The organism is Streptococcus sp. 29892, assembly GCF_032594935.1.
In the GTDB taxonomy this organism is placed as follows: Bacteria; Bacillota; Bacilli; order Lactobacillales; family Streptococcaceae; genus Streptococcus; species Streptococcus hyiners.
The window spans coordinates 395,679-407,771 of sequence record NZ_CP118734.1 but is presented as its reverse complement, the minus strand read 5'-3'; the positions used below and the strand labels follow the sequence as shown (position 1 = coordinate 407,771).

13 protein-coding genes are annotated in these 12,093 nt (G+C 42.3%); 2 read left to right on the top strand and 11 right to left on the bottom strand.

The window, feature by feature from the left end; genetic code table 11:
- Window positions 1-24: 24 nt before the first annotated feature.
- On the bottom strand, window positions 25-186 hold the full coding sequence (locus PW220_RS02130) for a hypothetical protein (RefSeq protein WP_153308479.1): 162 nt from the start codon (window positions 184-186) through the stop codon (window positions 25-27).
- A gap of 8 nt (window positions 187-194) precedes the next feature.
- Window positions 195-698 (bottom strand): ATP-binding protein, encoded by a 504-nt coding sequence (locus PW220_RS02125; RefSeq protein WP_248055899.1) that lies wholly within the window; start codon window positions 696-698, stop codon window positions 195-197.
- 88 nt (window positions 699-786) lie between these two features.
- Between PW220_RS02125 and PW220_RS02120 the strand changes: the two genes are divergently transcribed.
- Both PW220_RS02120 and cysK read left to right on the top strand, forming a co-directional pair.
- Entirely contained in the window at window positions 787-1,458 is a 672-nt protein-coding gene (locus PW220_RS02120; RefSeq protein WP_248055900.1) for a site-specific integrase, read from the top strand.
- A 228-nt stretch (window positions 1,459-1,686) separates the two neighbouring features.
- Window positions 1,687-2,619: a cysteine synthase A gene (gene cysK / locus PW220_RS02115; protein ID WP_248055901.1), complete on the top strand. Its 933-nt coding sequence runs from the start codon at window positions 1,687-1,689 to the stop codon at window positions 2,617-2,619.
- Between the two features lie 181 nt (window positions 2,620-2,800).
- Here cysK and PW220_RS02110 read toward each other — a convergent pair whose 3' ends face one another.
- The 9 genes from PW220_RS02110 to fmt all read right to left on the bottom strand — a co-directional run bounded on the left by PW220_RS02110 (window position 2,801) and on the right by fmt (window position 12,040).
- The gene (locus PW220_RS02110; RefSeq protein WP_105117730.1) at window positions 2,801-3,172 is read right to left on the bottom strand and encodes a S1 RNA-binding domain-containing protein; all 372 of its coding nucleotides are present in this window, start codon (window positions 3,170-3,172) and stop codon (window positions 2,801-2,803) included.
- A gap of 1 nt (window position 3,173) precedes the next feature.
- The gene (locus tag PW220_RS02105; protein WP_248055902.1) at window positions 3,174-4,574 is read right to left on the bottom strand and encodes a bifunctional Cof-type HAD-IIB family hydrolase/peptidylprolyl isomerase; all 1,401 of its coding nucleotides are present in this window, start codon (window positions 4,572-4,574) and stop codon (window positions 3,174-3,176) included.
- 45 nt (window positions 4,575-4,619) lie between these two features.
- On the bottom strand, window positions 4,620-5,261 hold the full coding sequence (locus tag PW220_RS02100) for a response regulator transcription factor (RefSeq protein ID WP_105124382.1): 642 nt from the start codon (window positions 5,259-5,261) through the stop codon (window positions 4,620-4,622).
- Complete coding sequence (locus tag PW220_RS02095) at window positions 5,233-6,249, bottom strand: envelope stress sensor histidine kinase LiaS (protein ID WP_105124383.1); 1,017 nt, start codon at window positions 6,247-6,249, stop codon at window positions 5,233-5,235. The genes PW220_RS02100 and PW220_RS02095 overlap by 29 nt, the downstream gene beginning before the upstream one ends.
- Entirely contained in the window at window positions 6,246-6,941 is a 696-nt protein-coding gene (gene liaF, locus PW220_RS02090; RefSeq protein WP_248055903.1) for a cell wall-active antibiotics response protein LiaF, read from the bottom strand. The genes PW220_RS02095 and liaF overlap by 4 nt, the downstream gene beginning before the upstream one ends.
- 96 nt (window positions 6,942-7,037) lie before the next feature.
- On the bottom strand, window positions 7,038-9,026 hold the full coding sequence (gene pknB / locus PW220_RS02085) for a Stk1 family PASTA domain-containing Ser/Thr kinase (RefSeq protein ID WP_105117726.1): 1,989 nt from the start codon (window positions 9,024-9,026) through the stop codon (window positions 7,038-7,040).
- Window positions 9,026-9,763 (bottom strand): Stp1/IreP family PP2C-type Ser/Thr phosphatase, encoded by a 738-nt coding sequence (locus PW220_RS02080; RefSeq protein ID WP_105117725.1) that lies wholly within the window; start codon window positions 9,761-9,763, stop codon window positions 9,026-9,028. Before PW220_RS02080 ends, pknB begins: the two co-directional genes overlap by 1 nt.
- 38 nt (window positions 9,764-9,801) lie before the next feature.
- Entirely contained in the window at window positions 9,802-11,115 is a 1,314-nt protein-coding gene (gene rsmB / locus PW220_RS02075) for a 16S rRNA (cytosine(967)-C(5))-methyltransferase RsmB (RefSeq protein WP_248055904.1), read from the bottom strand.
- The gene (gene fmt, locus PW220_RS02070; protein ID WP_248055905.1) at window positions 11,105-12,040 is read right to left on the bottom strand and encodes a methionyl-tRNA formyltransferase; all 936 of its coding nucleotides are present in this window, start codon (window positions 12,038-12,040) and stop codon (window positions 11,105-11,107) included. The genes rsmB and fmt overlap by 11 nt, the downstream gene beginning before the upstream one ends.
- Window positions 12,041-12,093 lie beyond the last annotated feature (53 nt).

Genomic DNA, 12,093 nt, shown 5'->3' with positions numbered 1-12,093 from the left:
TTAACCATGTATCGTAATCAAACATCAAAACTCCACCTTTCCGCCAATCTCGGACCAACCGGCCCACTCATCCAATTTCTTCTGGATAATGTGGTGTTTCTGCTGCAATAACAGTCCTCTGACCTCATCGCCTATCTGACCGTATTTTTCTTCGTGGTCAGCAATCATTTTTAATTTCTCTTGCATTGTCCCTCCTAAAACGGTAATTCTCGTCTGCTTTGCGCATTATCTGGATACTTAAAGATATTGTTCATCGCACCTTTCATAATTCGGCTAACGAGTGAGCGGTCATACACCTTCTGCATCTGTTCCCCTGTCAAATTGGTGTTGATGATGGTTGTGTCACGCTCGTCTAAAATCTGATAGAGGATATTTTGCTTCCAGTCGTTCGCTTCCTTGGCTTGTCTGCCAAATGTCGATTCCTTTCCTAAATCGTCCAAAAAGAGATAGTCAGCTTTTGTAAGCATGTCAATCATCTGTTGGGCACTAGTCCCGTCTTTGTAGCCAAACCCCTCTTGGATACGTTGAAACATTTTTGGCACTGAGATGAACAACACGCTCTTCGGTTCAGAGATTGACCGCCAATCCATATTCAGTTTTCTGGCGATGCTGATAGACAGATGGCTCTTGCCGATACCAGGCTTACCTTGGATAATAGCGTTCCCTTTGCCTTGGTGCTTAAAGTAAAACTCATTCAACCTTAAAGCAAACTGTTTCGCTTCTCCCTCGATTCGGTTTGTAATCGTATAGGTCTTGTAAGATGCATCTTTCAGTTCTTTCGGTAAATTGTCTGGTATTTATCTTGGGGAATCAGAGTTAGAACCTCTTAATAAAGAGTTAAAAATCGATGATTTTCAAACGTGGATAAAAACCGCAGAAGAATTACTATCGACCACACATTTTGCATTTGTCTACCTGACTATTTTTGGACTTAGACGCGGGGAAGTCTGTGGTATCAGGTTCATGGACGTTACTTTCGATTCGAATAATCGAGCAGTCTTAAATATAAGAGACTCTCGTTCCAACAGGACAAAAGATGGTGCTGGAAGAACAAAAACAGAAAGTTCTGTGCGTTACGTCGTTTTAAATGACAGAGGCAGTGAGCTGTTGTTACGGATCATGGAAACAGCAAAACAAGTCAAAAAGAAAGCAGACGTCATTGTTGAGCAGGAAAAGGATTACCTGAGCATCCGAATAAAGAATAACAAATACTATTTGGAAAGACCTGCTTTTTTAAACAAAATTTTTAAACGAGTAAGTGAGGAATGTGGCATCTATATCACTCCACACATTATGCGTCACTTCTTTACCACTCAATCCCTCATTGCTGGAGCTAGACCAGAAGATGTCATGCACTTCTTGGGACACGCAAGCCTTCAAACAACCAAACAATATACTCACATCAAAGAAGAGCGAGCACATAATGTTACCGATCTATTTGACAAGAAAGTTCTATAATTTTCCCCGACTTCTTCCCGACAATTCCCCGACAACTACACCGAGTTACGACAATATCAACAATAAACATTTTTTCGAAAAGCTAGTAGTATCAACATTTTCAAGTTGTTGCATAAATACCATGATTGGCTGGATATAGCTTTTTCTTAACGCTAAGATAGTTTTTTTATATTATACTTTTTAGCTATTCTACTATATACTAGTGATAACATGATTTGGAGGTGCCTTATGGCTATTTATCAAAATATTACGCAATTAGTTGGAAAAACGCCAATTATCAAGCTCAATCATATTGTTCCTGAGGGAGCAGCGGATGTCTATGTTAAGTTAGAAGCCTTTAACCCTGGTTCTTCTGTCAAAGACCGTATCGCCTTGGCGATGATTGAAGATGCTGAAAAGGCTGGTACGATTAAACCTGGCGACACTATCGTTGAGCCGACAAGTGGGAATACTGGTATCGGACTTGCTTGGGTCGGTGCAGCTAAGGGCTACAAGGTGATTATCGTTATGCCTGAAACCATGAGTATTGAGCGTCGTAAAATCATTCAGGCTTATGGTGCTGAGCTTGTCTTGACACCTGGTAGTGAAGGTATGAAAGGTGCCATTGCCAAGGCAAAAGAAATTGCCGAAGAGAAAAATGGCTGGGTTCCATTCCAGTTTGCCAATCCATCCAATCCAAAAGTTCATGAAGATACAACAGGACAGGAAATTTTGGAAGACTTTGGTGCAACTGGTCTGGATGCCTTTGTATCAGGTGTCGGTACAGGTGGTACCGTATCAGGTGTTTCACATGTATTGAAAGCGGCTAACCCAAACATTGCCATCTATGCCGTAGAAGCTGACGAGTCCGCTGTGCTGTCTGGTGAAGCTCCTGGACCTCACAAAATCCAAGGAATTTCAGCTGGTTTCATCCCTGATACACTCGATACGGCAGCCTACGACGGTATTATCCGTGTCAAATCTGATGATGCTTTGGCTACTGGCCGTGCAATTGGTGGACAGGAAGGTTTCCTAGTTGGGATTTCATCTGGTGCAGCTATCCACGCAGCTATCGAAATTGCGAAAGAATTGGGTGCTGGTAAAAAAGTATTGGCTATCTTGGCAGATAACGGGGAACGTTACTTGTCTACTGCCCTCTACGAATTTGATATAGTCGTTTAGTTTGCTTTTAGTACAAGGCAACGAGCTGCAGGTTGCTTATACAGTCTAATGGCTGTATAAGGTTGGAAATAGCACTTGCGGAGCAAGTCACCCCTACAGAGTACGGCAAAGCGAGTTAACGAAGTAATCAAAGATAAACTAAATGGCTATAACTAGAAAAAAGAAGGTTGGGAGTTCTTCCCTAAACCTTCTTTTCTTTTTGTTCTTTGAGGTATTCTTTAGCTTCCTGGATCCATCTCGGAAGACTTTTAGCCAACGGACTAAAGCCGATTTTATTTCGTTCATTGGTAAATCTGTGGTGTCGAGGAATTTTTTGCTGTTCTTCTTCAAGCGTTCGGATAGATAGGCTGGCTTTTTCTGTGTATTCATCAAAATCAACCACCTGTACCAAGACCTCTTGACCAATCTTGACATGGTCGTAGATGTTATCCACAAAACCTGTCTTGATTTCGGAAATATGGATCAAACCTGTCGTGCCATTTTCTAAATCTACAAAGGCTCCGTAGGGTTGAATTCCCGATACCGTTCCTTTGATCTTATCACCAATCCTCATCTTAATCCTCAATTTCGATGGTTTCAATCACCACATCTTCAAGTGGGCGGTCTGCTGAATCTGTATCAACCTCAGCTATTGCATCAAGTACTGCAAATGATGCCTCATCTACCAAATGACCGAATACGGTATGACGTTGGTCTAAATGTGGAGTCCCCCCATTTTCAACATAGGCAGCTGCAATTTCTTTTGGCCAGCCTCCACGCTCTAATTCTTTGGCATTGTAGGGGAAGTTTTGATTTTGAACGATAAAGAACTGGCTTCCATTGGTGTTCGGTCCTGCATTGGCCATAGACAAGGCGCCACGAAGATTGAAGGCTTCCATTGAAAACTCATCTTCAAATGAAGCGCCATAAATGGACTCACCACCCATACCTGTACCAGTTGGGTCACCACCTTGAATCATGAAATCCTTGATAATACGGTGGAAAATAATGCCGTCATAATAACCATCCTTAGACAGAGCGATAAAGTTAGCGACTGTCTTCGGAGCAATTTCTGGGAAGAGTTTTAGGGTTAACTCACCATGATTGGTCTTAATACGAGCTACCGGTCCTTCAAATTTCTCCAGATCTAGTTGCGGGAAGTATTTTTCTTTTTCTACCAAACCTAATTTCTCCAAGGCATCAAAAATGCCATCTTCTTCTACTTTTTTTGTAATATAATCTGCACGCTTTTGCAGTTCTGGATGGGAATGCCCCATAGCAATGCTAATACCTGCATAGTCAAATAATTCAATGTCATTTAGTCCATCACCAAAAACAAGGACATTTTCAGGTTTCAAACCAAGTTTTTCAACTACTTTAGCCACACCAGCAGCCTTGGAGGAGTCTTTTAGGACAATATCCGATGAGATAGCATCCCAACGAACCGTACGTAAGTCTGCCTGCAAGTCTTCTGGTAATTCAACTTCCTGTCCATCCTTCTCAAAGGTCAACATCTGATAAATGGCATTGTCCTTATAAAATTCTGGGTCTGTTTCCAGGCCTTCGTAAATTAAATCAATCACCTGACTAATTCGTTCTGTACGAGCAGACAAGGTGCCTTTTTGGCTACCCAGTAAACCATATTCAATACCAACTTCCTTGGTCCAGGCAATCACTTTTTCTACTAGGTCCTGAGGAAGCGGTTGGTGATGAACAAGCTTTCCTTTGGCATCTTCAACATAGGAACCGTTAATCATAGCAAAGAAATCTGGCTGGAGGGACTTAATTTCTGGCACCAAACCATAGGGTGTCCGACCAGATGCTATTCCGGTTAAAATCCCCTTTTCTTTCAAGGATTTAAAAACTTGTTGAATAGAATCAGGAATATAACCCGTATTTTTGACACGCAAGGTATCATCAATATCGAAAAAGACAATCTTTACTTTCTTTGCTTTGTATTTTAATTTTGCATCCACTATATCGACACCCTTTCTAGAAACGAACTTGTTCCCATTATACCATTATTCTTCCTCTTGTGCTACCAGGCCATGTTGAAAAGCGTAGACAACCGCTTGGGTCCTATCGCTGACAGCCAGTTTAGATAGGATATTTGAAACGTGGGTTTTAACTGTTTTTAAGGAAATAAAGGACTCATCCGCAATTCGTTGGTTGTCATATCCCTTGGCTAATAGGGTTAATATTTCACGTTCACGGGCTGTCAAATCATCATGCAAGTCTGGGTGGCGTTTATGGTGTTCTACTTTTTTCTCCACTTCGGTTTCAATGGCAAATTCCCCACGCGCCACCTTGCGAATGGCTGTTAAAATCTCATCAGCACTAGAGGTTTTTAACATATATCCTTTAGCACCTGCTTCTAGAACTGGATAAATTTTCTCATTGTCAAGGTAGGAAGTCAAAATGACAATCTGTGCTTGAGGCCATTCCTTAAGAAGAGCTAAGGTAGCTTCTACACCTGTCATCTTTGGCATAACCAAGTCCATGACCACCACATCTGGCTTGACTTCCAGGGCTTTTCTCAGACCCTCTTCACCATCGCTAGCTTCTGCTACAACTTCCACATCTGCCTGTAAATTTAAATAACTTTTTAAACCTAGACGAACCATTTCATGATCGTCAACTAGCATCACTCGAATCGTATTCATCTTCTTTTCCTTTCAATAATGGGATACGGATATCAATGGCAACACCCTTATTCAAGGCTGAACGGATCTGAATGCTTCCTGCCATATCTTCCACCCGTTCCCGAATATTTTGCAAACCATAACTAAGGTCGCCGCCCTCCTCTTGCTGAAAACCAACTCCGTCATCCGTCATTTTTAGCTGTAACTCAGTTTCTTTTTGGATAAGATAAACATCCAGATGCTTGGCCTTGGCATGACGCAGGGTATTGCTGATAATTTCCTGAGCAATTCGAAAGAGGTGTTCCTCGATCAGCTTTGGTAGCTCGTCTACTTCATGTTGAAAATGGACGATGATATTACTCTTGTCACTGACCTCTCGTAAAATGAGTTCGAAGCCTTCTACCAAGGTCTTGCTCTCTAGCTCACTTGGTCGGAGATGAAGTAGTAAAATCCGCAAATCCCTCTGGGCAGACTCAATCATATCCTTGACCAAAACCAACTGCTCCTGCAAGGTTTCCTGGGGCAGATTAGGTAAACTAGAGGACAGACCAGACAAAATCATACTGGTCGCAAACAATTCTTGGCTGACCGTATCATGCAAATCTCTGGCAATCCGTTTTCGTTCGCCCTCAACAATTTCCTCTCGCTTAACTAAATCTTGATTATCTACCAACTGGACTTGACGGGTCAACGTCCTCACCTTGTCCGACAATTGAAGTAAGAGTTGATCATTTTCACTATCTGTTCGGATACTTTTATTTTTCAAAATAGCCTGTAACTTTGCTCGCATAACCTGAGTCGAAGCCAGACTAACCGTTTGAACCATGACCGCTAAAAAGAGAGTCAGTACGATAACTAAAAGAATAAGAGTAAAAACAAGTTGTTCTGTAGACGTCCATAGATTAACATCTAAGAGCGAATGGTTGAGGAGGGGGAGGGTAGAAGAAATGACCACAAATACAATCAGACTGGCAAACCAAGCCAGGAGGAAATAGGTACGTTTTCTCATACGCGAACTACCTCCACATCTCCGAAAATATTATTTGTCACAACCTTAACGCGTTTATGAGATTCTTGATAGTCGGGGCTATTGATAGCGATACTCTCATTTCGTAAATCCCAAGTCGAATGTTCAAGGAAGGTTACTTTTCCATAAACAGTGGTGGCTGTCAAAGAAACCTCCACATCGATTGGAACGATAATTTTTGTCCTGCCAAAAGTTTTTCGAATGACGACAATATTATCTCGCCCCACCAAGACTGTCTTATCCAAATCGACTACATCATTGCCAAACAAACGGACAATATTGATATCTTCAAAACCAAAACGGTCTTGTGAATGGTCATGATTGCCAAACCACCTATTTTTTTCTTTTTGCACTTGTAAGGCATAGTCAGTAAATACTATCTGAGTGTACTGGTTGCGTTTCTCATAACGTGAGAAGAAATTGACAAACATATAAACAACCAGGAGCATAACCCCTATGATGAAATAGGGATTTAAGACAAAGACCAGAAATAACAATGACAGCGAGCTGACTAATAAGACACTATTTAAACGCCGTCCTAGAAAATACCAGGCCAGTAAGAGCAAGGCTGAGAAGAGCAACAAGGTCCGACTAGCCTCGTTGGCAACGACATCAAAAGCTGCCATAGTAAAAAGCATACTTTCTATCAGCAGGAAAAATTGAACTTTTCTCATAATCGTATCCTTTCTTTACTATTGTAACAAATTTTAGATAAAAGAACTCCGACCAGGGTAGGAAAAAAGGGTAGGATAAACCTGCCCTAGTTTCTATTATTGTCCACTAGTAGAAGTTGAAGTGGTAGTACTTGTACTAGAAGAGCTTGTCGAATTTGCAGTACTAGTACCCGATGCTACTGATACATAGAGGGTTACAGTACCCTCAATCGTGGCACCTGCTGCTGGATATTGGCCTATGACAATATCGCTTGTCGTTGAATAATAGCTCCTATCCTCTTGTTTTTCAATATTTGCAACAGTGACTCCTAAATCTTGCAACTGACTACTTGCCTGAGAATAAGTGAGATGACCAGAAGTCAAGTCAGGCATAATAAGCTCCTTACCTTTCGATACTTCAATATTGATAACCGAGCCTTTCTCAAGCTCTGTATCAGCAATTGGATCAGTACTAATCACCTGACCTGCTTCAACAGTTGAACTATAAACCTGAGTAACAGTTCCTATATAGAAACCTGCATCTTGTAAAATTTGACTAGCCGCTTCCTGGGTTTTACCAATAACATTAGGTACAACAATACCTTTAGAAACATAGAGAGTGATGCTGCTACCTTTTTCTGCAGAAGCATTTACCTCTGGACTGGTCTTGATAACCATCCCTTTTGCAACCGTAGTATTGTACTCCTCTGTAATCGTCACTTGGAGTCCCAGTGTTTCTAGTTCTTTCCGAGCAGTTTCAACATCTTTACCACTCACTTCTGGGATAACAACCATAGCAACTGTAGCAATTACCAGATCTACCTTACTTCCTTGACGTTTTGAAGTCTTAGCTCCTGGCGAAGTACGAATCACTAAGCCTTCTTCAACTTCATTGGTTGCCTCTTTTGTGACATTCCCTACTTCTAATCCAGCAACTTCTATCATCTCCTGTGCTTTTTCAATCGTTTGACCAGTCACATCAGGCACAATTACTGTTTTTGGTGAATTGAAAAACATAAGACCGACCGCCATAAGGGTCAAAAGAAGGGCTCCAAACAAGACTTTAAATCGAGTCCTAATACCTTTCCTCGGTTTAGCTGCAGATTTTCCAGCCACCTTTTGTGTCATAGCCTTTCCAGCTGGACGATTTTCTACATTTGTTTTGGGTGCTCCTGTACTGGCTAGTGGCTTAGCTTCAACATTTGCCTGAGAGAGTTTTGGTAAAGTTTTTGTATCAACCTTATTGCCCTCTAATGATACCTTTCCTTCATTTCTACGATCGAAAGATAAAGCTGAAGCCAAATCTGTGTACATTTCTGCTACAGATTTATAGCGATCATTTAATTTTTTAGCAGTCGCCTTCAACACTACATTTTCAAGTGCTTGAGGGACATTTGCGTTTTCTTCTCTGACAGACGGCAGTGGTTTTTGGAAATGCTGGAGAGCAATGGTCACCGCACTATCACCATCATAAGGAATCCGTCCTGTCAACATCTCAAAGAGAATAATCCCCATTGCATAGATATCGCTTTGAATAGTCGCTTTAGAACCACGCGCCTGCTCCGGAGAAAGATAGTGGACAGAGCCCAGCATGGAGTTGGTTTGGGTCAAACTGGTTTCCGCAAAGGCAACTGCAATACCAAAGTCCGTTACCTTAGCGACACCACTAGATGTCAAGATAACATTCTGAGGTTTCAAGTCCCTATGGACAATACCACGAGTATGGGCCATTCGCATAGCTAGGAGAATTTGTCCCATGATACGAACTGCCACATCATTTGAAAGAGGAGCATTCTCCTTGATATAGCGTTTCAAGTCAAGGCCGTTGATGTATTCCATGGCTAGATACTGTTGACCATCTTCCTCACCAATGTCCGAAATACGAACAATATTTGGGTGATCCAGGTCCGCCATAGCGCGCGCTTCCCGTTGGAAACGCTGGATGGCAATCTGGTCAGTCTGATAGTTGGTGCGGAGGACCTTAACAGCCACTTCTTCCCCATCCAATATCAAATCCCTAGCCAGATAAACATCCGCCATACCGCCTCGACCAATTTGCCGGACAATCCGATAGCGTCCAGCAAAAATCTTACCGATTTGAATCATTACCTAGCCTCCTCCGTAATATGAAGCAAGCCTACTGTAATATTATCCAAACCTCCTGCATTATTAGCGAAACGTACCAAGGTCTCTGCCTTACTTTCCAGTGATACACCGCTCACTATAATATCGCGGATATCTTCTGCAGATACCATATTGGTCAGTCCATCACTGTTAATCAGAACGTAATCCCCAACTTCCAGAGTTTTCAAGGCAATATCTGGCTCAATTGGTTCTGCCTGTCCAATGGACTGGGTCACAATATTTTTCTGCGGATGACGAAGGGCTTCTTCTTCTGTCAATTGACCTGCACGAACCAAGGCGCCTACCAATGAATGATCATTGGTTAATCGAGTATATTCTCCATCACGAACTAGACCAATTCGGGAATCGCCAACGTGGGCATAAATCATCTGATTGTCAATCACCACAACTGCTTCTAGCGTCGTTCCCATTCCACGGTATTCTTCCGTTTGCCCAAGTTCATGGATTTTTTGATTTTCTGCATCGATAATAGCTATCAACCATTCACGGACATCATTCAAGGTTACCAATTGTGTATCGACCCAAGCAGCGCCCAAATCAGTTGCAGCCATCTCACTGGCAATATGACCTGCACGGTGACCGCCCATGCCATCTGCCAAGACCACCAAGTCGATACCTGCACGGTTCTTATAACAGTTGATATAATCTTGGTTGTTCGAACGTTTTTGTCCAACATCAGTAAGTAATGCAATTTCCATAATTTTCTCTCGTTGCTAAGCAACTTCCTCCTCTTATTCTAGGATTTTCTTCTAAATTGACCAATGAAAAATCCATCCGTCTGGTATTGTTCAGGGGTAATCAACAGGCAGCCATCCACCATAATATCTGCTCGCGGATGTTCTAACAGAACCTGCTCAAAATTGGGATGGGTTTGTAAAAACTCGTCAATAACCTCTTGATTTTCCTTAGCAATAATCGTACAGGTGCTATAGGTAATTATACCACCGATTTTCAGGCTTTGGCAAACGCTGTCCAAAATCTGCAATTGGATGGTTTTTAAATTCTCAAAATCCATAGCCGCCTTGTTGTAACGAATATCAGGCTTACGTCGAATGAGCCCAATACCTGAACAAGGGGCATCCACTAGGATTTTATCAAAGGTATCTGGACCAAATTCCTCATGAACACGACTGGCATCCAGACGTTTGGTTTCAATCTTATCTGCTAGCCCTAATCGTTTGGCATTTTCTTCAATCAAGGACAGTTTATGCTCATACAAATCAAGGGCCATGATTTTACCACTTGTCAGATAGCTAGCCATGTGGCATGTTTTGCCACCAGGGGCCGCACAGGCATCTAAGATTTGTTCTTCACCCTGTATCTTTAATGTCGGTGCCACCAATTGACTGGTTTCATCTTGAATGGTAATCAACCCTTGCTTAAAGTAATCCGTAGCCGCAAAATGTCCATGGGGCTTAACCAAACCGACGGGTGATAACGGAGAATGGTGAGCATCTAGTTCCTCTGCCAGTCTATCTATTTGCTGACTATTTGTCACACGGATACTGGCCTTGTTCCGAATATGTAAGCTTTGAAAAATTTTCTCAGCACGTTCATCCCCATATTCTGCAATCAAGGTTTGGACCAACCAAACAGGTACGGAATATTGGACCGATAAGCGTTTATTCTTTCGTTTGATGTCCGCAGGATTGGGCAAGTTCGTTTGACTGATTTTTCGCAAAATGGCGTTGACAAACTTGTCTGCTCCACGACCTCTTTTGGCAAGAGTAACAGCCTCATTGACAACTGCATGAGTTGGAAGTTTATCCAAATAAAGCATCTGGTAGAGGCTCAACATAAGAAGATAGTAGACCCAAGTGTCCAACTTTTCTCTATCTTCGATAAAATGTGCCAAGTACCACTCAAGCGTGATTTTACGAGAAACAGTCCCATAGACCAGCTCCGTCGCCAATCCCCTGTCCTGCATCGACAAGGCAGAAGCTCCCAAAGCTTTATTGAGTGCAATGTTGGAATAAGCACCTTGTTCAAAGACATCTTCCAGTACAGATAAGGCTAGACTTCTGGCTGTTTCATGTTTATTAACCACCAAACTGTTCTCCTACTGCAATATCTCGACCTGCTCCATTCAAAAAGTCCGCAATGGTCATTTTGGGCTTACCAGCTGGCTGGACTGTTTTCAGTGAAAGGGCTCCCTGTCCTGTCGCAATGACCAATTCTTTCTTGCTTCGAGCAATGACTTGACCAACTGGACCTGAACCTTCTACTTCAACAGCTTCTTGAATTTTAAACCGTTCCCCTTGCCAATAGGTGTGGGCAACTGGCCATGGATACATACCGCGAATCTGATTGAAGAGTTGACGAGCTGACTTGTTCCAATCAAGTACTTCTTCTTCTGGCTGAATATTTGGCGAGAAAGTCACTTGTTCTGGATCTTGAGCTACTGGTTTCACATCCCCAGCAATATAGGCTGGCAAGGTTTGCAATAGCAAATCCCGTCCAACAACAGCCAACTTTTCAAACAAGGTTCCAACATTATCCGTTTCTTCAATGGCAATGCTATCACTGGAAATCATATCACCTGCATCCATTTCCTTGACCATTTCCATGATGGTCACACCCGCTCGCTCATCACCGTTGATTAGAGCATAGTGGATAGGTGCCCCACCCCGGTATTTAGGAAGAAGAGAGGCATGGACATTGACCGCAAAGTCAACAGAGTTCAACAATTTAGTCGGTAGGAATTGTCCAAATGCAGCTGTCACAATCCCGTCTGCACCCAAGGCCATCAGGTCAGCCATTTCTTGACTTCCTGATAACTTTTCCGGTTGATAGACTGGTAAATGGTGTTCCAAAGCCACTTCCTTAACAGGTGTCATTTGGATGACTTTTTTACGACCAACAGCTCGGTCAGGCTGGGTAACAACAGCCAAAATTTCATACTGGTCATCCGCCAAAAGACCTTTTAAGACTGTCGCTGAAAATGCTGGTGTACCCATAAAAATCAACTTTGTCATGTTTGCTTTCTCATCTCCTTTTCCTTTAATCATTGCTACTAATTCTATTATCC

Bases quoted from the DNA above. Each gene is read 5' to 3' on its own strand.
- fmt (WP_248055905.1), bottom strand. From the start codon at position 12,040: ATGACAAAGTTGATTTTTATGGGTACACCAGCATTTTCAGCGACAGTC.
- liaF (WP_248055903.1), bottom strand. From the start codon at position 6,941: ATGAGAAAAGTTCAATTTTTCCTGCTGATAGAAAGTATGCTTTTTACT.
- PW220_RS02110 (WP_105117730.1), bottom strand. From the start codon at position 3,172: ATGAGGATTGGTGATAAGATCAAAGGAACGGTATCGGGAATTCAACCC.
- pknB (WP_105117726.1), bottom strand. From the start codon at position 9,026: ATGATTCAAATCGGTAAGATTTTTGCTGGACGCTATCGGATTGTCCGG.
- PW220_RS02095 (WP_105124383.1), bottom strand. From the start codon at position 6,249: ATGAGAAAACGTACCTATTTCCTCCTGGCTTGGTTTGCCAGTCTGATT.
- PW220_RS02100 (WP_105124382.1), bottom strand. From the start codon at position 5,261: ATGAATACGATTCGAGTGATGCTAGTTGACGATCATGAAATGGTTCGT.
- cysK (WP_248055901.1), top strand. From the start codon at position 1,687: ATGGCTATTTATCAAAATATTACGCAATTAGTTGGAAAAACGCCAATT.
- PW220_RS02080 (WP_105117725.1), bottom strand. From the start codon at position 9,763: ATGGAAATTGCATTACTTACTGATGTTGGACAAAAACGTTCGAACAAC.
- PW220_RS02130 (WP_153308479.1), bottom strand. From the start codon at position 186: ATGCAAGAGAAATTAAAAATGATTGCTGACCACGAAGAAAAATACGGT.